We start from the raw sequence: 20,951 nt of genomic DNA, 5'->3' as shown, positions 1-20,951 counted from the left end.
AGGGATAAACCCGTCCAGGGCAGAAAGGAGTGACTGCCAACGGCAGCAGACAAAAGAAAATTGCACCGGGCATGGGCCGGCCCGGGGTGTCTATGTTCTGCTGATCGACAAATCACCCGGTGAAGGACTACCGGGCTGGTACGACCACATCGATCCCGCATGGCTGGACACGGCACGGTGCGCCGGGGAAAGGAACGATGCGCGTTCGGGTAACGGAGCTGCGAGACTGGCTGTTTTGGGGGACGGGATGCAGGAGCTGCCCATGGCGTGCCCTGTTGAGCAGTTTCCCTGGCACATGCACTGTGCCGGGGCGGCCGTGCCGGCCCCGGTATCAGCGGAGGTGGCGTGGCCGGTATGCCCGGCTGCTGCGTGCCCTGCCGCGGTGGCATGGTTCACGACGGCGGTGCTGGCCGCCGTGCCAACGGTCGCGGCTTGATGGGTGGAGTGGGCTCCGCCGACGAGGATGTGCATGCCCAGTATTCCGGCGATCAACGCCAGCACGGCCGTCAGGAGCCCGCCGCCCAGGAGGTACTTCGTCCATCCCGACTGTGCTGCCATGACGGTCCCTTTCCCCGCTGCGCGGCTGTTTTTTCCCGTTCCAGACTACCGGCCCGCGAACTGGTCCCGGCGGCCGTTCACAGCCGGGCCAGGATCCCGGCGACATCATCCAACGCACCGGGGACCAGGGAGAAGTACGCCCATGTGCCGCGTTTTTCCCGATGCAACAAGCCGGCATCAACCAGGATCTTCAAGTGGTGCGACACAGTGGGCTGGCCAAGGTCCAACGGTTCGATCAGGTCACACACGCATGTCTCGCCGGCGGAGGAATTCTTGATAATGGACAGCAGGCGGAGCCGGTTGGGATCCGCCAGGGCCTTGAAAACCGCCGCCTTCTGCCTGGCCGCCCCCTCGCCCAGCACCGTCTCCCCTGCAGGGCCGCAGCAGGGATCGGAGGTGGCCGGTTGGAGGACAGGCAGCGTGGTCATCCATCCATTATGCCCGAACATTGACTGCTATCAATATAGTCGGCGCCCCCCTCCTGGCCTGGAGCCACGTCATCACCCGCGGTCAGGAGCCCGGCTTCTCCAGCGGGTGCGGGATGACGACATCGTCCGCGCCCTGTGGCGCAGCAGGGAAAAGGACAGCCAGGACGCCGACGCCGATGGCCGCGCCAGCCAGTTGCGCGACGATGAAGCCGGGCACGGAGCCTGGAGCGATACCGGCAAACGTGTCACTGAAGATCCGACCGACCGTCACGGCGGGATTGGCGAACGCCGTCGAGGAAGTAAACCAATAGGCCGCGCCGATGTAGGCGCCCACCGCCGGGGCCGCGAAATGGCCGCGCCTGGTGGCGGCCAAGGCGAAGATCAGCAAAAGCAGCCCGGCGGTGGCCACGACTTCGCCCAGCAAGTGACCGCCACTGAGCCGGTCCTTCGTGGAGATGGTCGTGCCAACTTCGAACATCGCGTTCGCGAGCACGCTGCCCCCGATGGCCCCGGCGGTCTGCACCACCACATAAACACCCAGGTCGGGAAGCGACAGGCCGGTGCCCGCCTTACGGCCGAGGAACCAGTCGGCCAGGGAAACGACCGGATTGAAGTGCGAGCCGCTGACCGGCCCGAACACCAGGATCAGAACGGTCAGACCCAGCACCGTGGCGGTGCTGTTCTGCAGCAACTGCAGGCCCACGTTGTCCGGAGACAACTGCGCCGCGGCGATCCCGGACCCGACGACGACGGAAACAAGCAGGGCGGTGCCGAGGAACTCGGCGACGGCGCGACGCCACAACGGCGGTTGGGGAGGTGTCATGGCATCCAGCTTGACCCACAAATTTATCTCAGTCAAAATTGAACCAATGGATACTGAGCGAATGAACCAGTTTGAAGCGCGGGTCGCGATCCATGCCGCCCTCGCAGACCCCGCACGCCTGCGGATCATCGACCTGCTCACCCTGGGTGATTATTCGCCCACGGAACTGCAGGCCGAACTCGGCATTCCTTCCAACCTGCTCTCCCACCACCTCCGGACCCTGGAAGGTGCCGGCCTGGTCACCCGCCACCGCTCGGAAGCCGATAAGCGGCGCAGCTACGTCCGCCTCGCCGCTGCAGCGCTGGACGGTTTGGCGCCCGGGCGTGAACACGGCGCGAGGCGTGTGTTGTTTGTCTGCACGCGCAACAGTGCCCGCTCCCAGCTCGCGACCGCGCTCTGGCAGCGCGCCAGCGACATCCCCTCCATCTCAGCTGGAACGCACCCCGCCGACCGCGTCGCCCAGGGCGCGATCGACGTCGCGCACCGCCATGGCATCAACCTCGGCACCCCCACTCCGCGGCAGCTCGGCGACGTCGCCGAGGACGCGGACTTCATCATCACCGTCTGCGACAACGCCCACGAAGAACTCCCCGGCCTGGGCGGAATCCACTGGTCCGTCCCCGACCCCATCCGCGCCAATACGACCGACGCCTTCGACTCCGCCTTCGAAGACATCAACCGCCGCATCAACGACCTCGCACCCCGCCTCCACGCCGCCTGACCACAGCGCCGCACCAGCCCGCAAACCCTTTCCCGGGTGAATATTGACAATCATCAATACATCGACCGATACTCGTTACATCGACGATCATCAATGTCTATCCGGTGTCAGCCCAACCAAACCCAAGCTCCAAACCGATTCCAGGAGAAACCACCATGAGCACCGAAACCAGCAAGAAGCCTTCCGTTCTGTTCGTCTGCGTCCACAACGCCGGCCGGTCACAGATGGCAGCAGCGTTCCTGACCACCCTCGGCAAGGGGGAAATCGAGGTCCGCTCCGCCGGATCCCGGCCCGCGGACAAGGTCAACCCTGCCGCCGTGGAGGCCATGGCCGAGTTGGGCATCGACATGTCCGCCGAGATCCCCAAGGTCCTCACCACCGAGGCTGTCCAGGACTCCGATGTCGTCATCACCATGGGCTGCGGCGATGAATGCCCGTACTTCCCCGGCAAGCGTTACGAGGATTGGGTTCTTGAGGACCCTGCCGGGCAGGGCGTCGACGCCGTCCGCCCCATCCGCGATGAGATCAAGACCCGTATTGAGGGCCTGATCGCGTCGTTGATCCCGGCCACAACGTAGTCATACACCCGGTAACGTCGCAGGAGAGAACAGCAGAGGACAGCATGGATTCAACGAAGAACCTTCCCGTCGCCGTGATCGGGGCAGGGCCCATCGGCCTTGCCACAGCCGCCCACCTCCTGGAACGCGGGCTGGAACCGGTCATCTTCGAAGCAGGCCCGACCGCCGGTGCGGCCATCGAACAATGGCGGCACATCCGGCTGTTCTCCCCGTGGCGCTTCAACCTCGACGACGCTGCCGTCCGCCTGCTCCAGGCGACGGGTTGGGAGCAACCCCGTCCCACAGCCCTGCCTTATGGCGGCGAACTCATCGACAACTACCTCACCCCCTTGGCCGCCACCACAGCAATCGCCACCCGCCTCCAAACCAGCGCGAAAGTTGTCGCTGTGACCCGCCAGGGCCTGGACAAAACCCACGTACGTGAGCGGGACACCACCCCGTTCGTCGTCCGCGTTGAACACGACGGCGGCGTGATCCGCGACCACGTGGCCGCTGCCGTGATCGACGCCTCGGGCACCTGGTCCACCCGCAACCCCCTCGGCACCTCCGGACTGCCCGCAATTGGCGAAGAAGAAGCCACCGGGCGGATCTCCTTGCCCCTGCCTGACGTTGCAGGACGGGACCGTGCCACGTTCACCGGTCGCCGTGTCCTCGTCGTCGGAGCCGGCCACTCAGCAGCGAACACCCTGATCAACCTCGCAGACCTCGCCAAGGACGCACCGGACACCACTATCCTGTGGGCCGTCCGTGGCGCGTCGGCTGAGAAGGTTTACGGTGGTGGTGACGCCGACGGGCTGCCCGCCCGCGGCCAACTCGGGTCCCGGCTCCGCCGCCTGGTGGAGCGCGGAACCATCGAACTCCACACCGGGTTCGGCATCGCCGCCTTGAAATCCCTCGGCACGCGCGTCACGGTTGAAGCGGTCGACGGACGCACTATCGACGCCGACGTCATTGTGCCCTGCACCGGGTTCCGGCCGGACCTGGACATCCTGCGCGAACTGCGTCTGAACCTGGACCCGGCAGTGGAAGCACCCACCGGGCTGGGGCCGCTGATCGATCCTGAGTTCCATTCGTGCGGCACCGTTCCACCCCATGGAGCGGCATTGCTCGCCCACCCGGAAAAGGACTTCTACATCGCCGGCATGAAGTCCTACGGTCGCGCCCCGACGTTCCTGCTCGCCACTGGCTACGAGCAAGTCCGTTCTGTTGCCGCAGCCCTCGCGGGTGACCACGCAGCAGCCAACACCGTTCACCTGGAACTGCCCGAAACCGGGGTCTGCTCCACTGACGCCGGCACCAGCTGTGACGTCCCCGCAGCGGGCGCCACCACGGCATCCCAAAACGCCGGATCCCAGGGCGGATGCTGTGTGACTCCGGAACCCGCATTTGCCGGCTTCCCGACCGGGCTCGCCCACGGCCGTTCCGGCGGGCAGACACTCTAGACCAGCACAGAGCAGCGCAGCACGTCCGGACGTGCTGCGCTGCTCTGTTCCCGGGCCTTCAGGGGTCAGGAGTTCACGGATTCTTTCCGGTGCACCAAGTAGATGGCGCCGGTGGTCACGTCTTCCTCAAGCGCCTCCAGGGTACGGCCGCGGGTTTCCGGAACCTGCGTGTAGATGAAGACCAGGGCAAGGATGCCTACCACCCCAAACAGGAAGAACGTTCCGGTGATACCAACGCCCGCTACCAGGGTCGGGAAGAAGAGGCCCAGGAGCGCATTGGCGATCCACAGGCAGAAGACCGACAACCCGATAGCGAAGCCACGCACGTGCAGCGGGAAGATTTCGGACAGCATGACCCATACGGCGATGTTCAGGAAAGTCTGCATGGATCCAACGAAGGCCACCACCAGGAAGAGGATCACGAACGGACGCGCCCCGCTGCCCACGGGGAGCAGGATGGAGGCGATACCGATCAGGAAGTGGCAGACCGTGGTCAAGGTGAACCCAAGGAGCAGGGTGGTGCGGCGGTTCATGCGCTGCATCAGGGCCAGGGCTATCACGCCGCCCACCACCGCGATAACGCCGGGGGCAATGTTGGCGATGAGGGCCGCACTGGAGTCGAATCCCGCTTCAACGAGCACGGACTGGCCGTAGTACATGATCGAGTTGATGCCTGTCAGCTGCTGGGCAACACCCAAGCCGATGCCCACCAGGATGATGCGCAGGATCCACTTGTCCTTCAGCGCACCCCAGGAGGTCGCCTTCGAAGCCCTCTCCTCGTCGGCCAGATGCTTGACATCCGCCATTTCCGCTTCTGCGCGTTCCTCGGAGCGGATGGTCTTGAGGACGGCAAGCGCCTCCTGGCTGCGGCCCTTGGAGATGAGCCAGCGCGGTGATTCCGGCATCCGGAGCATCCCGAAGAACAGAGCGACGGCCGGCACCGCGGCCACGGCGAGCATGATGCGCCAGACTCCGCCGAATTCGCCCCAGAGGTTGCCGATGATGGCATTAACCACGAATGCGGCCAACTGACCGATAACGATCATGAGTTCATTGCGCCCTGCCAGGGAGCCACGGATTTCATAGGGTGCCAGCTCCGCCAGGAAAACAGGAACCACGGTGGATGCACCGCCCACTGCGAGGCCGAGGATGATCCGCCCCAGAACCATGACTTCAAAACCCGGAGCGAAGACGCAGGCCAGGGTTCCGGCGAAGAACAGGGTGGCAAGCAGGATGATGGTCTTCCGCCGCCCCCATCCGTCGGAGAGCCTGCCGCCGGCGACTGCCCCGGCGGCCGCCCCGAACAGCAGCGAGCTGGTGACAATCCCTTCCGTGAGCGGGGTGAGGGAAAGTTCGGCCGTCATTGGCCGGAGGGCGCCATTGATCACGCCCGTGTCATAACCGAACAGCAGGCCACCGAAGGTGGCGACCAGGGCGACGAGACCGAGGCGCTTGCGGTGCGGTCCCCCGGTGAGGGGAGGAAGTGATAGGCCGGGCGCGCCATCCCGCTGCATTTGCGTAGCAGACATCAGGACTCCTTTGTCAGTGTGGTGCGGGTCATAACCACCCGCTCTGAAACAAGACTAACGCGCGAAAGGTTTAAATGTAAGGTCAAACTAACAAATGACGAACAAGTGACGTCGCGGGCGTGGGAGGATGGGTCCATGGCACCCGACCATCAGCGACGCCCGGCCACGCAGAACGATGTGGCGCGTGAAGTTGGAGTGTCCCGGACCTTGGTTTCCTTCGCCTTCCGCGGAGCCCCGGGGGTCAGCGGCGAAACCCGGCAGGCAATCCTGGACGCCGCAAAGCGTCTGGGTTACCGACCCAACGCGGTAGCCGCGGACCTGGCACGCAAGCATCGCTCCGCCGTCGGGCTTTACCTCATGGATATCCGCAACGATGTCTACGCAGACATCCTCAACGGCGTCCGCAGTGCATTGCCCCATGAGCGCAACCGGCTGATCCTCAGCGTTTCGCGGACCCTCGACGGCGTGGACCGGGGTGCGGTGGATTCGTTGATCGAGGCGCGGATGGGCATCATCATCGCCGCTACCCTGCTGGACACCGACCAGCAAGTGCATGAGCTTGCACAGGTGGTACCCCTGGTCAGCGTGGCGCGCAGGGTGGAGGGCGTGGACAGCATCTACTCCGACGACGACGCCGGCGCCCGCGCGGCCACCGAACACTTGCTTGCACTGGGCCACCGGCGCATCGCCCACGTCGCCGGACCGGAGCACCACGGCCATACCGTCCGCCGCAAAAGCTATGAACGGACCATGACCGGCGCCGGGCTGGTACCGCACGTGGTGACCGCAGCGGACTACACCCAGGAAGCCGGCGAACGGGCCGCTTACACCCTTCTCGACACGCCGGATCGACCCACGGCGATCTTCACCCACAACGACCAATTTGCGCTCGGTGTCCGGGAGGCCGCGTTCGCACGCGGCCTGAAGGTTCCCGGCGACCTGTCCCTGGTGGGTTACGACAATTCCCGGACAGCCCGCCTGCACGGCATCGACCTGACGTCCATTGACCTTCACGCCCTGGACTTGGGCCGACTGGCTGGAGAGACCGCACTGGAGCGGCTCAACAACCCCGACGCCCCGGTCACGGACAGGCGCCTGATGCCACAACTAGTACTGCGGAACTCCACAGCCGCCCCCGCCCCTTAAACGTGGTGCAGGCACGTGGTGGCCACACCCCAAATGGTCAACTCGGACAGTGCGGGCACCCGGATATCCGGATACTTGGGGTTGTCCGCCTGGAGCACCACGCCGGACGGCGTAATGCGAAGCCTTTTGATGGTCAGCTCGCCATCCAGAACGGCCACCACCACGGACCCATCCTTGGGTTCGAGCGCCCGGTTGACGATCAACTCATCTCCGTCACTGATACCGGCGCCCTCCATGGACTGGCCGGTCACCCGCACCACGTAGGTACTGGTGACGTCCTTGATCAAGTGCTCGTTCAGGTCTATGCGCCCGTCAAAGTAGTCCTGGGCCGGCGATGGATAACCGGCCGGAACGGCCACGGGAGCCAACAGCACCGACACAATGGATAAGCCCGCATCTATCACGCGGGGGCCGACTATCACGCCCACAACACACCTTTATTCGAATATATGTTCGATATTTGAGTGTACAGCGGATGCCGGACATTACGGTCAGCTGGTCAGCCCACCTTGTAGCGAAGGTGGGACACCAGGCGTGTCCCACGGACTTCCAGGGGCTCAAGCTTCAGGTCTCCCACACCATCGAGCAGACGCTCGCCACCGCCCAGGACGATCGGTGCGACGTGGAGCCGGAGTTCGTCGATGAACCCGGCAGAAAGGAACTGCCTGGCCGTCGACGCCCCACCCGCAACAGCGACGTCCTTGCCGCCTGCTGCCTCACGGGCCTTGGAAAGAACGGCTTCAATACCCTCCGTGACAAAGTGGAACGTGGTTCCGCCCTGCATCTCCAAGGACTTTCGGGGATGACGGGTCAGGACGAATACGGGCGCGTGGTACGGCGGTTCCTCACCCCACCAGCCGCGCCAGTCCGCCGACCACGGCCCGTTTCCAGGCCCTGCGAACATGTTCCGCCCCATGATGTACGCCCCGGCGTCGAGAATGCCCGCCACCTCCGCTGCATTGGCCTCGCGTTCCTCGAACTGCCACCGGTGCAACGTTTCGCCGCCCGCACCCAGCGGTTCTTCCAGGCTCTGGCGTGGTCCGGCAACGTAGCCGTCAAGGGACACTGTGAGATCGCAGGTGACTCGGCTCATGCGCATATCCTGCCACCGCTTCCGGGCGTGGTCACGGCCTTGCGGAAACGGAGCAACAAAACCCTATGCAGTGCAGCGCCCGGGTCCTAGCCTGAACCTGTTCGCACGCGAGAGAGGACAGTGATGGCACGGGAACCACAACCCACACTGGATCAACTGGACATCCTGGTCGGCGAATGGGAAACCACCATTCCCAGCGCCGAAACGAGTGGTCGGACGAGCTTCGAATGGCTGGAGGGCGGGGGCTTTCTGATCCAGCGTGCCACGGTCCAACGGCCCGAATACCCCAACGCGGTCAGCATTATCGGGGCTACCGGCTCCGACGGAGCATTCCAGCAGCATTACTACGACTCGCGGGGCGTCGCCCGGATTTACGACATGACCCTCAAGGACAACGAGTGGATCCTTTTCAGGGACGGCCCGGATTGGCCCCAGCGCTTTATCGGCCGCATCAGCAACGACGGCAACACCATCACCGCCCGCCTGGAACGTGGCACGTACCCGGGCGGGCCACTGGAGCATGACTTCGACATGGTGTACACGCGGATTACTCCACCTCATGGACAGAACCGGGGCCCGGTGGGAACATAAGGGCCAATAGTCCGCGGAGGCATCGCCCGGCCACGCACGGCATGTCTTCAGGTCAGTTCTCCTGTGAGAGGAACGGCCATGGGTCGTCTGGGGACCGGGAACACTGGGGATGCGGGATACCGAACCGCCGATGATGCTCCACGCCGCAGCAACGGAACGCCGGAAAAAGTGGACGCCGTGGTGGTGGGCTCCGGGTTCGGCGGATCCGTGGTTGCCCTTCGACTGGCAGAGGCGGGCCAGTCGGTGGTGCTCATGGAGCGCGGCAAACCGTACCCGCCGGGGAGCTTCGCGCGTTCCCCTTCCGAGATGGGCCGCAACTTCTGGGACCCGGACCGCGGGTTGTACGGGCTGTTCGACGCCTGGACATTCCGGGGCACGGAGGGGCTGGTATCCAGCGGGCTGGGCGGCGGCTCGCTCATCTACGCCAACGTGTTGCTCCGCAAGGATGAAAAGTGGTTCGTCAAGGAGTCACCGGTCCCGGGTGGTGGCTACGAGAACTGGCCCTTCACGCGAGCCGACCTCGACCCCTACTACCAGGCCGCGGAGGAGATGCTCCGTCCGGTCCCCTATCCTTACCGGGACACGGCCAAAACGCTCGCCATGGAGAAAACAGCCGCCAACCTCGGACTGAACATCTCCCGGCCGCCCATCGCCGTCACCTTCGCCGCCGAACGGGACGGTGAGCCCCGGACCAACCAACCCCTCAGGCTGCCGGACTATGGCAGTATCCACGGTCCCGGCACGGTGCGGACCACCTGCACGCTCAGCGGCGAGTGCGACATCGGCTGCAACGCGGGCGCCAAGAACACCCTGGACCACAACTACCTTTCCGCGGCCGCTGCCCTGGGCGCGGACATCCGCACGTTCCATGATGTCCGCGGCATCAGGCCACTGGACGGCGGCGGCTACGAGGTACGGTTCGTGGTCCACCGGCCGGATAACCGGGGTGGTCTGCTCACCGAACAGATCATCCACTGCAAGCGGCTCTTCCTGGGCGCGGGGACGTTCGGCACCAACTTCCTCCTGCTGCGGAACCGGGGTTCCCTGCCCGCGCTCAGCGACGCCCTGGGGACCCGGTTCAGTGGGAACGGAGACCTCCTGACGTTCGTGATGGGCGCCAAGACACCGGCACAGAACGGTTCACCGCCCGGCGTGCGGACACTCACCGGCAGCCGCGGCCCGGTGATCACCACAGCCATCAGGGTGCCGGATGTTAATGACGACGACGGCGACGGCCGGGGCTACTACGTGGAGGACGCCGGGTATCCGGCCTTCATCAACTGGCTCATGGAAACGGCCCAGCTCGGAACCACGGTCAAGAGAACGGCAAAGGTGGCAGCCCGTTTGCTCAAGGACAGGCTCTTCGACGCGGGCCGTTCCAACGTTTCGGCGGACCTGGCGGCTGCGCTGGGAGACGGCCGGTTGTCCTCGAGTTCCGTGCCGCTGCTGGGCATGGGCCGGGACATTCCCGACGGCGTCTTGACCCTCCGTGACGGACGGCTCGCGATCTCGTGGACCATGGCTACCTCCAAGGAGTATTTCACCCGGGTCCGGGCAACCATGGAAGCGATCGCACAGGATCTGGACGGCGACTTCATCGACAATCCACTGTGGTGGGCCAAGCGCGTCATCACAGTCCACCCGATCGGCGGAGCCCCCTCCGGACGCCACCCAGGCGAGGCCGTCTGCGACTCCTACGGTGAGGTCTTCGGGTACCCGGGCCTGTTCGTGGTGGACGGTGCGGCCATGCCCGGCCCTGTAGGCGCCAACCCTTCCCTGACCATCTCGGCGTTCGCGGAACGCACCTGTGCCCACGTCCTCGACGTCCCGGACACCCCGCGCCACCGCGGCATCACTCCGGCAGACGCCGTCGGACCGGACGCTAACGGCCGGACAAGCAGTGCAGGCGACCCCGGCGGAACGGTGACCGTTCAGCGGGAAGCTGCGGGCGCCGTCGTCGACGCCGGTGCGCTGGCTCCGCGGGCCTTGGCGCCGGACGCGACCAAAGGGAAAGCGGCCCCCGAGGAAAAGCCGGCAGCCCGGACGGAACCCGAACCCCGCGTCCGGAGCCGGAGCCTCGGCCCCGCAATGGCCGGAAATCCACAGGAAGCGACATCGGTACGCTTCACAGAACAGATGCACGGATGGTTCAGCCCCGGCGTGACCGACCCCGAACGGGGCCGCAGCCTGGGGCGGGACCGCAGCCGCAAAATCATGTTCGAGCTGACGATTACGGCCCGGGACATCGACGCCTTCGTGGCCGACCCGCGCCACCCCGCCCACGCCGAAGGCTACGTGTTGGCCGACTACTTCGGCGGCCGCATGCCGGTGGAACGCGGCTGGTTCAACCTGTTCGTCGAGGACGCCTCGCCCGACGGCCGCCCCGCCCGACGCATGCTGTACCGGCTGTGGCTTCGGGACCCCGGCGGCACACCCTTCACGTTCACCGGTCACAAACTCATCCACAACGAGGCCGGATTCGACCTGTGGCCGGACACCACGGTCCTGTACGCCACCATCCTCCGCGGCCACGTCCCGGAAGAGGCTGCCAGCGAACCAGCCGCGTCCACTGCCACGGAACGGGAGGGCGTGGTGGGAGCCGGCATCCTCTACATCCGGCCGCTGGACTTCGCGAGGCAACTGACCACATTCCGGGCCGAAGGGCCCGCACCGGCAGCGGGCCTGGCGGCGTTCATGAAGCTGTTCGGCGGGGAACTCCTGCAGGTGTACGGCAACGGCGTCCCACGTGTTCCCTTCCCGCTCCGGGGCGGTCCCCGCGGGACAGCCGGGACATCCGGTAGAGCCGGGACGCAGCCCCGGCCCCGGCGAGGACGCTGACCACGAATGAAAAGCCGGGAGCTCACCCACCACCGTGCCGCACTCGGATTCACCCCGCAGCCGGCGGTCCGCTGGCTCTCACCCGCATCGCTGGCAAGGACAGCCCTCAAAGTGGCGGCAGCTACGGTTTTCGCCGACTTCGGTGACAAACGCGAGCTCGAAGGAAGCTTTCCCGCCGACCACCTCAGCCTGCACACGCTCCCGACACCGGGCCAGCCCGCGCAGCCACCCGTCGGAAGCCGCGGCCTGCCCCACCCCCGCGAACTTCAAAGTCGCGGCAACAACCCGGACACCGGACCTGAAGAGCTCTGGCTCGACTTTACGGCAGACCTGGGCGACGGCTTCGACGCCACCTACACCGTTGCGTGGCTCCTGGCCCAGGAAGCGCTCGCGGTCAACGGACGTGAACTGCCCAGGGGCCAGGTCCTGGTACTCGGCGGCGACGAGGTCTACCCGGTCGCCTCCCCCGCCGCCTACGAGAACCGGATGGCCGGGCCGTACAGGACAGCCTTCCCTGCCCGCCCGTTGCCGTGCCCGCAGAACGGCCCAAATCAGCCGGAAAACGCGCAGAGCGGACCCAACAACAAGCCACCCATCATGCTGGCCCTGCCGGGGAACCATGACTGGTACGACGGCCTGACGTCCTTCATCCGCGTGTTTACCCGCCAGCGGGCCATTGGCAGCTGGCGGACGATCCAAACCCGAAGCTACTTCGCCGTGCGCCTCACGGGCCGGCCCCCAACACCCGATCTCCCCGGCACCCCGGGCTGGTGGCTCCTTGGCCTGGACAGCCAACTGGGCCAATACATCGACGAACCACAGCTGGACTACTTCTACCAAAACGTCACCCGACAACTGCAGCCCGGGGACGCCATCATCCTCTGCGTCGCAGCTCCCTTCTGGGTTGACGCACCCGCCACGAGCCCGGACGCCGCCGGAGACCATCACAACGAATTCAGGCAGGTGCACTTCTTCGAACAGGACTACCTTCGGCGACGCTTCAACCCGGAGACCGGCCTGTTCGAACCCACCGGAGCGGAAGTCCGGCTCTGGCTGACCGGCGACCTGCACCACTACTCCCGGTACGCCGAAGACCTGACCGGAGGCCCCCAGCCCACGGCGACGCAGCTGATCACCTGCGGCCTGGGCGGCGCCTACCTCTCCGACGCCCGGGGACTACCAGGCCAGCTGGCCCTGCCGCCCCACGCAGCAACCGCCCACCACTCCGCCGGACCGCAGACCAAAACGGCGCCAGGCAGCCGCCTGTTCACCAAGGCCCCCGCCGGCTACCCGCGCCCGGAGGACTCCCACGTGCTGGGCGCCCGGCTCGCCAACCCCCTGTCGTCCTCGTGGCTTCCCCTCCGCAATCCAGGCTTCGGCGCCTCGCTCGGAGTCCTGCACGTCGTCGCCGCGCTCACCCTCTGGACAGTCCTCAGCGCCTTCCACGGCGCATCCTACGTGGACACGCTCCGGGACATGGCCCGCAGCACCAAACTGCCGGGCCTCGCAGTCCTGGTCCTTGCCATCCCCCTCCTGCTGGCGCTGGTCTCCCTGGCAGCCAGGGCCATGGGACAGGCCGCCGCCGGGGTCGTGGTCTTTGCCCGGGGCGCGCTTTACCAGCTCTGCGCGCTCGCGGTGAGCGCCGCCGTCGTGATCATCATCCCCTGGCCCGGCACGTGGCCGGACGTCGTGGTCGTGGTCCTGGCGTTGGCACTGTTCCATGCCGGCGGGTGGACGCTGGGCAGCGAAGCCTTTGCCCTGTTCATCCTGGCAACGCCCAGCGGCGAAGTGGCGTCCTGGAGGATGTCCGGGCAGTCGATCGAGGACCACAAGGGCTTCCTCCGCCTCCACCTCGCCGCGGACGGCACGCTCACGGTCTACCCGCTGGTGGTGGACACCATCTGCCGTGACTGGCGGTTTGCCGACAACGACGACGACGGCGCGCGGCTGGTCCCGGAGGCCGGCCCGCCCGCCGTGGAACTGCTTGAAGAACCCATCACCATCGCACGGAAGGGAACCGCACCATGATCATCACCCGTGCCGAGCACCGGACCGAGGTCATCCCGTTCCGAGCCCGGGACAACACACCGCTGAGCCTGGTCCACGTCACGTCGCCGGCGGAGGCAAGCAAAGGACCGGTCCTCCTTGTCCATGGGTCCGGAGTCAGGGCCGAACTGTTCAGGCCCCCGGTCCGCACCACCGTGGTGGACGTCCTGCTGGAAGACGGGTGGGATGTCTGGATGCTGAACTGGCGGGCATCCATCGATCTTGAGCCGCTGTCCTGGACCCTCGCCGACGCTGCCGTATACGACCATCCCGCGGCCGTGGACCACGTACTCCAGGCCACCGGAGCCCGCAGCCTGAAAGCTGTCATCCATTGCCAGGGCTCCACGTCCTTCACCATGTCGGCGGTCGCTGGACTGTTGCCGCACGTTGACACCATCGTGTCCAACGCCGTCTCCCTCCACCCCGTGGTGCCGGCGTTCTCCCGGCTGAAGATCGACTACCTTACACCGGTCGTCAAAGCCTTCACTCCATACCTGTCCCCCGCCTGGGGCTACAAATCCCAGGGCTACTTCACCCGGGCGATCCGCGGGATGGTCAAGGCCACGCACCACGAATGCGACAACACGGTCTGCAAGATGGTCAGCTTCACCTACGGCAGCGGGCGTCCGGCCCTTTGGTCCCACGAAAACCTCAGCGACCAAACCCACCAATGGCTCAGCGGTGAATTTGCCGAAGTGCCGGTGACATTCTTCGAGGAAATGGGCCGCAGCATCCGCGCCGGCCACATGGTCGCGGCGGGGAACCACCCCGAACTGCCGGAGGACTTCACCGCGCAGGCGCCCCGCACGGACGCCAGGTTCGCCTTCATCGCGGGCCTGGACAACCGGTGCTTCCTCCCCGAAAGCCAACAACGCACCCATGCGTTCTTCCAGAAGCACCGGCCCGGGAAAGACACACTGCACCTCATTCCCGGCTACGGCCACCTGGACGTCTTCTTCGGCGACCAAGCATGGCAGGACACGTTCCCGGTGATCGTCAAGGAGTTGAACTCGTGAAAACACTCACCGAACTGGCCACCCCGCTGCTCAAACTCATGCCCTCCCCGGTCCCCCGGCGCCAGGAACGCCTGCGGGGCCACCATGCACTGGCGGACGGCATCAAATACACCATGCCCGTCAACTCCGACGACTCCCCTGTGCTCATGGCCGCCTTCCCGATCAACAAGAAAGCGGCCGCCGCAGCCCTGCCCGGTTCTGAACTGCGGCCGTTCAGCCTGGGTGGCAAAGGCCTGTTGGTGGTCACCGTGGTCAACTACAAGTCAACGGACATCGGCAAATACATCGAGTATTCGCTGGCCATCGCCATCACGCACGGCCACAGGCCTGCACCACCCATCCTTCCGCTGTTGTTCCAGAAGACCTTCCGCCTGGGACAGTTCGTGGTGGACCTCCCCGTCAGTTCGGAAATCTCCGTCAAGGGAGGAAAAGGAATCTGGGGCATGCCCAAGCACCAGGCCAACCTGGACTTCGTGGTCACCGACTCCACGGTTTCCGCGCAGTACGACAAGGACGGCCAACTGGGCTGCTACGTCGAAATCGAACGGCCCGCAGCACCGGGCCCAACAGGGCTGCCGCTCAAGCTCGCCGCTTCCAACTACTGCGTCTTCCGGAACATGCTCTGGAAATCGGACATCTACTTCGAAGCCACCGGTGACATCGCCCTGGGGTCCGCGGCCAAGGCCCGGCTCGTCCTCGGTGACGCCCCCGGCGTCGAACCACTCAAGAACCTGCAAGTGGAACCCAAACCGGTCTTCACCGCCTGGCTGCCGCAAGCCCACGGCGTCCTGGACGACCACTACGAGGCCTGGTTCCTCACCGCCCCCACAGAAGCAGGCGCCGCAGGGCTCCGGGGAGGAGAGATGCTGGACAGCGTGGTGAACCTGGGGCAGGGCCAGGAATGGCTGGCCCCACCGGACCGGAGCCGCGTCACCGGCGCTGTCCACCCGGGAGGCGGTGCCCAATGAACTGGCTCCTCCTTGCCAATGCCCTCTACTTCCTGTTCGGCGCCACCATGTACGTGGGCACCATGTGGGTCCTGAAGCTCTTCCTCTACCCCACCTGGCACGGCCTGTCACGCGATAACGTTGACACCTACTTCGGGATTCCCACGCACGCGGCTACCAGGTTCTTCACGGCGGTGGTCCCCCTCATGTTCATCTCCGGGGGCATCCTGGTCTGGTCCGAGTGGGGCACTCTTCGCCTGGTCCCGGCCATCATCTGCCTGGTGGGGATCGTGGTGCTGACGTGGGTGGGCCAAGGCCTCATAATCCCCATCAATGTCCGGATCCGGGGTGGCGACTTTGCCGACGACACGGAACTGCGGTCCCTCCTCAAACGCTGGATGCTGCTGAACGACATCAGGTTCTACGTTTCCACGCTCACCTGGGCAGCAATCGTGTGGCTCCTGGTGGACCGCGGCAAGCTGTGGGAGACGTTCGCATGACCGCCCACCAGCCCGCCTACCCTGCGCGGCAGGGCAGCGTTCGCGCCTGGACCCGGGCCGACCCCCTGCGGGCCGTCCTTGCTGCGATCGCGGTCATCACCATCCTCACCGGAGCCTCCCAGATCCCCTTTGGTTCCACCATCCTGCGGCTCATCGGAGGCGACCCGACTCCGGGTGCGGTCCAGCTCTTCGGGACGGTGGGCATGTTCATGGTGGTGGTGGGCGGCCTGCTCCTCCACACGCTGCTGGCCGCCCGGCCATCCCCCGAAGTCGTCCTGTGGTCGGGCGTCCAGAAAGCAGGCGCCTTTGGCGCCGTCGGCATCGGGGTCCTGAACGGCGTGTTCTCTCCACTGGCCCTCCTGGTCGCGTTCTTCGACCTCGCGACGGCGGCGCTCCTCTTCGCATACTGGCTTCGCATCAAGCCCGGCAGCCAGCGGCCTCAAAGCCTGGCCCCATGAAACGCTCCCTGGTGCTGGCCGGCGGCGGGATGAGGGTGGCCTGGCAAGCCGGGGTCATGAAGGCACTCGATGAGGAAAACCTGGCGTTCCACCATGTTGACGGCACATCCGGCGGCATCCTGACGGCGGGAATGCTGCTCTCAGGTATCGGACCTGCCGACATGTGCAGCCGGTGGTCAGCGGTGGACGTGAAGGATTTCGGCTCCGCCCTCCCACTGGGCAACTACCTCAAAGGGCCGTGGTCCCTCCCTGCCCTGGGAGATGCTGACGGCATCCTGCAGAAGGTCTTCCCTGCCCTGGGGATCAACGACGCAACCATCCGCAGCCGGGCGACGGAACCGGGCGCCGTCGAAGGTTCCTTCAACGTCGTGGAATTCACCGAAAAGCGGTGCCACGCGATCGACGCCACCCGGATCGACGCCGGGTTGATGGCCGCCGGGATGTCGCTGCCCATCTTCCTGGCCCCGCTGGAGCGTGACGGACGCGTGTGGACCGATGCCGTATGGATGCGCGATGCCAACGTCCAGGAGGCGCTGCGGCGGGGCGCCGACGAAGTCTGGCTCATCTGGTGCATCGGAAACTCGCCGTACTGGGGCGACGGTCCGTTGGAGCAGTACGTGCACATGATCGAAATGAGCGCCATGGGTGCCCTGCTGGCGGACTTCGAAGCCGCTGCCGCTGCCGGCCGCGACTTCATCCTGCACGTGATCCGGCCGCAGCACCCGTTGCCGCTGGACCCTGAGTTCTACCTGGGCAGGATCAATGCCGACACCCTCGTAGCCATGGGATACCGCGACGCCCGGCAATACCTCGACACCATGGACCCCGATGGCGTTGCCAAGGACCACACCTGCACCGCCATGACCGACCCCGCTCCGGGGGTCCGCTTCACCGACACCCTGCGGGGCGATGTCGGCGGCCAGCCGCTCACTTTCAGCGCCACAATCATCCTGCCCTCGTCACCTGACGGCGGAAACCCGCAGCTCACCGGTTACCTGGACCACCCCCGGTTCAACGGACGGACCTTCCTGGCGGGCGGACATGTGGAAACGGACGGCAATGACATCACCTACCGTGCACGGACCAGGTTCGACGGCGGGTGGCAGGACGTCGCCGTGACGCGCACCCTGCACGACGACCCCGGTCCGGACGCCTGGATGGACTCGCGCCGGGCCCGGCTGAAGGTCGGGGATGCCACTGCTGAACTGACAATGTCCCTGGCGGATGCTGCAGGCCTGTTGGGCTCCGTGGAGCCGGTGGGCGCCCACGGCCTCGCAGACCGGGCGGGCGCCGTGGCGGGGTTCGCCGCGAACGGGCTGCGGGAGCTGCTGCGGAGGTACTGACAAGGGCTGTCCTGCAGCGGATGTGACGCACGTTATTACCGGCCGGTAAACGGCACGCTACGGAACAACGAAAGATGGCAACAGCCGGGAAACACCAGCGAAAAAAGGGCACTCTACGCTGAAAACCAACAGCACCAAACAGGTCTTACCAGCGAAAGGACCCACCATGTCCGCCACCTCCTCCGCAGCTTCCCTCCACATCGTCATCGCAGGGGCGGGCCCCGCAGCCCAGGCCCTCGTGCGGCGCCTCGCCGGTCAGTCCATCCCCCGCCAGCAACCTTTCAACGGCACCGTCACTGTCCTCAGCAACCGTGACGACTGCCCGGAGGAGTTACTGGAACTCGCAGAGCTGCCGCAGGTATCCGTCCGGTTCGGCCAGGCTGCCAGCTTCATCGACGCCGACGCCAGGAGGGTCACCACCGTGGACGGCATGGAGTTCGCCTACGACCAGCTGGTCATCGCCACTGGTTCCGCCCCGGCCCTGCCACCGGTCACGGGAGCCTACTGCGGCCTGAACTACTCCACCATCGACGACGCCGGAGCGATCGGCGAGGCGGTCAAGGACGTCACCCGGATCGTCGGTCGCCGTCCCCTCGGCATCCTGGTGGGCACCGGGCCGGCAGCCGGACAGGCCGAAGCCGTGCTTCGCGCCCGCGGTGTCCGTCCCGTACGCACCACGCTGCGCCCGGCCGCCGTCGTTCCCTCCATGGCAGGTTCCCCGCTGCCGGCTACAGGCATACTCTTCGAGGACGGCAGCAGCATGAACGGTGACCTGGTGGTCCTGGCCGAAGAACGCACGGCCCGCAGCGAGTTGGCCGCCAGCGCCGGTCTCCGCACAGCCCCCGACGGCGGCATTGCGGTGGGACGCGACCTCGCCACCTCGGTACCCGGCATCTGGGCGATCGGGGACGCCGCCTCCTGCGACGGCCTTCGGCTCGGGCTCCTCCTCACGGCAGAATCCTCAGCTTCGCTCTGCGCGTCCGGACTCCTGGGTCGCCGGGACTCCCTGGGCAGCAGGGAACCAGCCGGCGCGGCCGCCTGAGCAGGGCCGATGCCGGGTCCGGCCCATATGGCAAGATGGTCCTTTGACGGGCAGTGACAACCCTGCGGCCACCGGGCCGGCCACGCCCGGCACGGAAGGATTCCATGAGCAACCAAGCCGGCATCGCCTCCTACATCGACCACACCCTGCTGAAGCCCGAGGCCAGCGAAGCTGAAATCCTGAAGGTGTGCGCCGAGGCCGTCGAGTACAAATTCAAGTCCGTCTGCGTCAACCCCATCTGGGTCAAGACCGTCGCCAAGGCCCTCAAGGGATCCGGCGTCCTGACCTGCGCGGTGGTGGGTTTCCCGCTCGGCGCGACACCCACGGACGTCAAGGCGTTCGAGGCACGCGGCGCAGTCCTGGACGGCGCCAATGAGATCGACATGGTGGTCAACATGGCTTCCGCCCGCGAAAACGACAAGGGCGCGCTGGTGGAAGACATTGCTGCCGTCGCAGAAACCGTGCACGCCGGCGAGGCCATCCTGAAGGTCATCATCGAGACGTCCATGCTGACGGACGAACAAAAGGTGACCGCCTGCCAGGCCGCCGTCGAGGCCGGGGCAGACTTCGTCAAAACCTCTACGGGATTCAACGGTGGCGGAGCAACGGTGGAAGACGTTGCCCTGATGCGCAGCACTGTTGGCCCCGGGGTTGGCGTGAAGGCCTCGGGCGGCGTACGGTCCCTGGCCGATGCACAGGCTATGATTGCTGCAGGTGCAACACGTATCGGCGCCAGTTCCGGCATTGCCATCGTCAAAGGTGAACAGGGTTCATCCGCGTACTGAGGCCACCGGTGACCGCCACAGATTTTGAGCCCTTCAGGGCTGAGGAGGAACGAATGTCCAAGAACGCTACCAGCGCCCCGATTGAAAAAGAGAACAGCCTCGGCACCAGCCTGGTCCTGTTCGCCGTGATCATCGTCTGCTTCCTTGGCGCCATCTACTCGCTGTCCTTCCTCACCCTGGACAACGTCTGGCCTATGGCTGTCTGCCTCGGCTTGTTCGCTTTGGCGTTCTGGATCCCCCAGACCATCCTCGGCCGTTCGGATTCGGCCGGCGAAAGCTGAGTTTCCTGATACAAGATGCGGTCCGGGCCCAAAGCCCGGGCCGTCTTGTGTTTAAGGCTCCGGCTGAGATGCCCTGACACGTAGTATGTTTCCGGTTTGACCGGGATTACGCCGTCGGGAAAGAGGGCCCCGACCTGGGTGCCGTAGTGCCGGATCCATCCCGGCTTGAACTCGATCCCTTCTTCCCATGTCCACGGCTCCAACCCTCCCAGGAGCGCCGGGTCCGGGTGCGACAGGAGGTCGTAGGGAAAATCGGAATACAAGACCATCTTGTCGCGGTGCCCGGCACCGGCTTCCCGCGTCATCAGGTGGTCCACGTGGTTGCCGACACCGGCCGGACAGAACAGAAGCTCCGCTCCCGACACGGCCATGAGGTCGTCGACGGCGGCCCGGAGGTCCTGCTGCAGACTCCGGTCCCCTTTGGCGATCCGGCCGAGGGCGATATCGAAACGGTAGGTGGGATAGAGGTGCGTCAGCTCCGGCGCGAAGCGTTCTGCTGCCATGGTGGTGATCGCGGGGAGCAGGCTCCAGCCGGGGGTCCGCCGCCTGAACAGCGCATCCACCGCACCCAAATGGATGGACTGCGCCCCCAGTGCGGATAAAACCGCATGATCCTCGGCCCGGCGGTCCTCGAACAGCCGCCCCGCGTCATGGGCACCGCACTGCCGCATGAAGGACAGCGCGGCCCGGGTGTGGGGCGGAGGCGATGCCTCCGTGAAGACCGTGGCCACAACGATGTCGCGCTTCCCCGCCTGGGCTGCCATGAGCGCCGCACAGGACAGCACG

The 20,951-nt window shown here is 65.9% G+C and carries 21 protein-coding genes and 1 pseudogene; 15 read left to right on the top strand and 7 right to left on the bottom strand.

What is annotated here, in order from left to right:
* Window positions 1–90 precede the first annotated feature (90 nt).
* From ACPFL9_RS06900 to ACPFL9_RS06890, 3 genes are all read right to left on the bottom strand, one after another.
* Window positions 91–558, bottom strand: a complete 468-nt coding sequence (locus ACPFL9_RS06900) for a hypothetical protein (RefSeq protein WP_426006616.1) — start codon at window positions 556–558, stop codon at window positions 91–93.
* 77 nt (window positions 559–635) lie between these two features.
* Window positions 636–986 carry an ArsR/SmtB family transcription factor gene (locus ACPFL9_RS06895; protein ID WP_426006615.1) on the bottom strand — a complete coding sequence of 117 codons (351 nt, stop codon included), beginning with the start codon at window positions 984–986 and terminating at the stop codon, window positions 636–638.
* 82 nt (window positions 987–1,068) lie between these two features.
* The gene (locus ACPFL9_RS06890) at window positions 1,069–1,809 is read right to left on the bottom strand and encodes an aquaporin (RefSeq protein ID WP_426006614.1); all 741 of its coding nucleotides are present in this window, start codon (window positions 1,807–1,809) and stop codon (window positions 1,069–1,071) included.
* A 46-nt stretch (window positions 1,810–1,855) separates the two neighbouring features.
* On the opposite strand from ACPFL9_RS06890, the gene ACPFL9_RS06885 reads away from it, so the two are divergent.
* From ACPFL9_RS06885 to ACPFL9_RS06875, 3 genes are all read left to right on the top strand, one after another.
* Window positions 1,856–2,530, top strand: coding sequence for a metalloregulator ArsR/SmtB family transcription factor (locus ACPFL9_RS06885; protein WP_426006613.1), 675 nt, complete (start codon window positions 1,856–1,858; stop codon window positions 2,528–2,530).
* Between the two features lie 155 nt (window positions 2,531–2,685).
* Window positions 2,686–3,108 (top strand): arsenate reductase ArsC, encoded by a 423-nt coding sequence (locus ACPFL9_RS06880; RefSeq protein ID WP_426006612.1) that lies wholly within the window; start codon window positions 2,686–2,688, stop codon window positions 3,106–3,108.
* Window positions 3,109–3,152: 44 nt separating this feature from the next.
* Entirely contained in the window at window positions 3,153–4,550 is a 1,398-nt protein-coding gene (locus ACPFL9_RS06875) for an FAD-dependent oxidoreductase (protein WP_426006611.1), read from the top strand.
* A gap of 65 nt (window positions 4,551–4,615) precedes the next feature.
* Here the strand turns inward: ACPFL9_RS06875 and ACPFL9_RS06870 are convergent, their stop codons facing one another.
* Window positions 4,616–6,079 carry a sugar porter family MFS transporter gene (locus tag ACPFL9_RS06870; RefSeq protein WP_426006610.1) on the bottom strand — a complete coding sequence of 488 codons (1,464 nt, stop codon included), beginning with the start codon at window positions 6,077–6,079 and terminating at the stop codon, window positions 4,616–4,618.
* A gap of 135 nt (window positions 6,080–6,214) precedes the next feature.
* Here ACPFL9_RS06870 and ACPFL9_RS06865 point away from each other — a divergent pair, with 135 nt between their 5' ends.
* A complete protein-coding gene (locus ACPFL9_RS06865) occupies window positions 6,215–7,225 on the top strand; it encodes a LacI family DNA-binding transcriptional regulator (RefSeq protein ID WP_426006609.1) in 1,011 nt (336 codons plus the stop codon).
* Here the strand turns inward: ACPFL9_RS06865 and ACPFL9_RS06860 are convergent.
* Together ACPFL9_RS06860 and ACPFL9_RS06855 are read right to left on the bottom strand one after the other, a co-directional pair.
* Entirely contained in the window at window positions 7,222–7,653 is a 432-nt protein-coding gene (locus tag ACPFL9_RS06860; protein ID WP_426006608.1) for a LexA family protein, read from the bottom strand. The two genes, ACPFL9_RS06865 and ACPFL9_RS06860, sit on opposite strands and share 4 nt — an antisense overlap.
* Window positions 7,654–7,724: 71 nt before the next feature.
* Window positions 7,725–8,318 carry a dihydrofolate reductase family protein gene (locus ACPFL9_RS06855; protein ID WP_426006607.1) on the bottom strand — a complete coding sequence of 198 codons (594 nt, stop codon included), beginning with the start codon at window positions 8,316–8,318 and terminating at the stop codon, window positions 7,725–7,727.
* A gap of 123 nt (window positions 8,319–8,441) precedes the next feature.
* On the opposite strand from ACPFL9_RS06855, the gene ACPFL9_RS06850 reads away from it, so the two are divergent.
* From ACPFL9_RS06850 to ACPFL9_RS06800, 11 genes are all read left to right on the top strand, one after another.
* Complete coding sequence (locus tag ACPFL9_RS06850; RefSeq protein WP_426006606.1) at window positions 8,442–8,909, top strand: hypothetical protein; 468 nt, start codon at window positions 8,442–8,444, stop codon at window positions 8,907–8,909.
* A 78-nt stretch (window positions 8,910–8,987) separates the two neighbouring features.
* The gene (locus tag ACPFL9_RS06845; RefSeq protein ID WP_426006605.1) at window positions 8,988–11,747 is read left to right on the top strand and encodes a GMC oxidoreductase; all 2,760 of its coding nucleotides are present in this window, start codon (window positions 8,988–8,990) and stop codon (window positions 11,745–11,747) included.
* Between the two features lie 6 nt (window positions 11,748–11,753).
* Complete coding sequence (locus ACPFL9_RS06840; protein ID WP_426006604.1) at window positions 11,754–13,775, top strand: hypothetical protein; 2,022 nt, start codon at window positions 11,754–11,756, stop codon at window positions 13,773–13,775.
* The gene (locus ACPFL9_RS06835) at window positions 13,772–14,809 is read left to right on the top strand and encodes an alpha/beta hydrolase (protein WP_426006603.1); all 1,038 of its coding nucleotides are present in this window, start codon (window positions 13,772–13,774) and stop codon (window positions 14,807–14,809) included. The genes ACPFL9_RS06840 and ACPFL9_RS06835 overlap by 4 nt, the downstream gene beginning before the upstream one ends.
* The gene (locus tag ACPFL9_RS06830) at window positions 14,806–15,777 is read left to right on the top strand and encodes an acetoacetate decarboxylase family protein (RefSeq protein ID WP_426006602.1); all 972 of its coding nucleotides are present in this window, start codon (window positions 14,806–14,808) and stop codon (window positions 15,775–15,777) included. Before ACPFL9_RS06835 ends, ACPFL9_RS06830 begins: the two co-directional genes overlap by 4 nt.
* Window positions 15,774–16,256, top strand: a complete 483-nt coding sequence (locus ACPFL9_RS06825) for a hypothetical protein (protein WP_426006601.1) — start codon at window positions 15,774–15,776, stop codon at window positions 16,254–16,256. Before ACPFL9_RS06830 ends, ACPFL9_RS06825 begins: the two co-directional genes overlap by 4 nt.
* A complete protein-coding gene (locus tag ACPFL9_RS06820; RefSeq protein WP_426006599.1) occupies window positions 16,253–16,714 on the top strand; it encodes a hypothetical protein in 462 nt (153 codons plus the stop codon). The genes ACPFL9_RS06825 and ACPFL9_RS06820 overlap by 4 nt, the downstream gene beginning before the upstream one ends.
* On the top strand, window positions 16,711–18,057 hold the full coding sequence (locus tag ACPFL9_RS06815; RefSeq protein ID WP_426006598.1) for a patatin-like phospholipase family protein: 1,347 nt from the start codon (window positions 16,711–16,713) through the stop codon (window positions 18,055–18,057). The genes ACPFL9_RS06820 and ACPFL9_RS06815 overlap by 4 nt, the downstream gene beginning before the upstream one ends.
* A gap of 166 nt (window positions 18,058–18,223) precedes the next feature.
* Window positions 18,224–19,099: an FAD-dependent oxidoreductase gene (locus tag ACPFL9_RS06810; protein ID WP_426006597.1), complete on the top strand. Its 876-nt coding sequence runs from the start codon at window positions 18,224–18,226 to the stop codon at window positions 19,097–19,099.
* 104 nt (window positions 19,100–19,203) lie between these two features.
* Window positions 19,204–19,884: a deoxyribose-phosphate aldolase gene (deoC, locus tag ACPFL9_RS06805; protein WP_426006596.1), complete on the top strand. Its 681-nt coding sequence runs from the start codon at window positions 19,204–19,206 to the stop codon at window positions 19,882–19,884.
* Window positions 19,885–19,937: 53 nt separating this feature from the next.
* A complete protein-coding gene (locus ACPFL9_RS06800) occupies window positions 19,938–20,165 on the top strand; it encodes a hypothetical protein (protein ID WP_426006595.1) in 228 nt (75 codons plus the stop codon).
* Window positions 20,166–20,512: 347 nt separating this feature from the next.
* Here the strand turns inward: ACPFL9_RS06800 and ACPFL9_RS06795 are convergent.
* A pseudogene (locus ACPFL9_RS06795) lies at window positions 20,513–20,929 on the bottom strand (PIG-L family deacetylase); the annotation flags it as partial.
* Window positions 20,930–20,951 lie beyond the last annotated feature (22 nt).

The sequence above is a fragment of the Paenarthrobacter sp. NyZ202 genome (assembly GCF_049860755.1).
Taxonomy (GTDB): domain Bacteria; phylum Actinomycetota; class Actinomycetes; order Actinomycetales; family Micrococcaceae; genus Arthrobacter.
Note: the sequence above shows the minus strand (reverse complement) of the source record. Positions and strands in the feature narration are given on the sequence as shown.

What these genes read in the sequence shown, in the direction of transcription:
- ACPFL9_RS06885 (WP_426006613.1), top strand. Translation starts at nt 1,856, where the DNA reads ATGGATACTGAGCGAATGAACCAGTTTGAAGCGCGGGTCGCGATCCAT.
- ACPFL9_RS06855 (WP_426006607.1), bottom strand. Translation starts at nt 8,318, where the DNA reads ATGAGCCGAGTCACCTGCGATCTCACAGTGTCCCTTGACGGCTACGTT.
- ACPFL9_RS06865 (WP_426006609.1), top strand. Translation starts at nt 6,215, where the DNA reads ATGGCACCCGACCATCAGCGACGCCCGGCCACGCAGAACGATGTGGCG.
- ACPFL9_RS06820 (WP_426006599.1), top strand. Translation starts at nt 16,253, where the DNA reads ATGACCGCCCACCAGCCCGCCTACCCTGCGCGGCAGGGCAGCGTTCGC.
- ACPFL9_RS06850 (WP_426006606.1), top strand. Translation starts at nt 8,442, where the DNA reads ATGGCACGGGAACCACAACCCACACTGGATCAACTGGACATCCTGGTC.
- ACPFL9_RS06835 (WP_426006603.1), top strand. Translation starts at nt 13,772, where the DNA reads ATGATCATCACCCGTGCCGAGCACCGGACCGAGGTCATCCCGTTCCGA.
- ACPFL9_RS06875 (WP_426006611.1), top strand. Translation starts at nt 3,153, where the DNA reads ATGGATTCAACGAAGAACCTTCCCGTCGCCGTGATCGGGGCAGGGCCC.
- ACPFL9_RS06895 (WP_426006615.1), bottom strand. Translation starts at nt 986, where the DNA reads ATGACCACGCTGCCTGTCCTCCAACCGGCCACCTCCGATCCCTGCTGC.
- deoC (WP_426006596.1), top strand. Translation starts at nt 19,204, where the DNA reads ATGAGCAACCAAGCCGGCATCGCCTCCTACATCGACCACACCCTGCTG.
- ACPFL9_RS06840 (WP_426006604.1), top strand. Translation starts at nt 11,754, where the DNA reads ATGAAAAGCCGGGAGCTCACCCACCACCGTGCCGCACTCGGATTCACC.
- ACPFL9_RS06870 (WP_426006610.1), bottom strand. Translation starts at nt 6,079, where the DNA reads ATGTCTGCTACGCAAATGCAGCGGGATGGCGCGCCCGGCCTATCACTT.
- ACPFL9_RS06810 (WP_426006597.1), top strand. Translation starts at nt 18,224, where the DNA reads ATGTCCGCCACCTCCTCCGCAGCTTCCCTCCACATCGTCATCGCAGGG.
- ACPFL9_RS06800 (WP_426006595.1), top strand. Translation starts at nt 19,938, where the DNA reads ATGTCCAAGAACGCTACCAGCGCCCCGATTGAAAAAGAGAACAGCCTC.
- ACPFL9_RS06815 (WP_426006598.1), top strand. Translation starts at nt 16,711, where the DNA reads ATGAAACGCTCCCTGGTGCTGGCCGGCGGCGGGATGAGGGTGGCCTGG.
- ACPFL9_RS06825 (WP_426006601.1), top strand. Translation starts at nt 15,774, where the DNA reads ATGAACTGGCTCCTCCTTGCCAATGCCCTCTACTTCCTGTTCGGCGCC.
- ACPFL9_RS06845 (WP_426006605.1), top strand. Translation starts at nt 8,988, where the DNA reads ATGGGTCGTCTGGGGACCGGGAACACTGGGGATGCGGGATACCGAACC.
- ACPFL9_RS06900 (WP_426006616.1), bottom strand. Translation starts at nt 558, where the DNA reads ATGGCAGCACAGTCGGGATGGACGAAGTACCTCCTGGGCGGCGGGCTC.
- ACPFL9_RS06890 (WP_426006614.1), bottom strand. Translation starts at nt 1,809, where the DNA reads ATGACACCTCCCCAACCGCCGTTGTGGCGTCGCGCCGTCGCCGAGTTC.
- ACPFL9_RS06880 (WP_426006612.1), top strand. Translation starts at nt 2,686, where the DNA reads ATGAGCACCGAAACCAGCAAGAAGCCTTCCGTTCTGTTCGTCTGCGTC.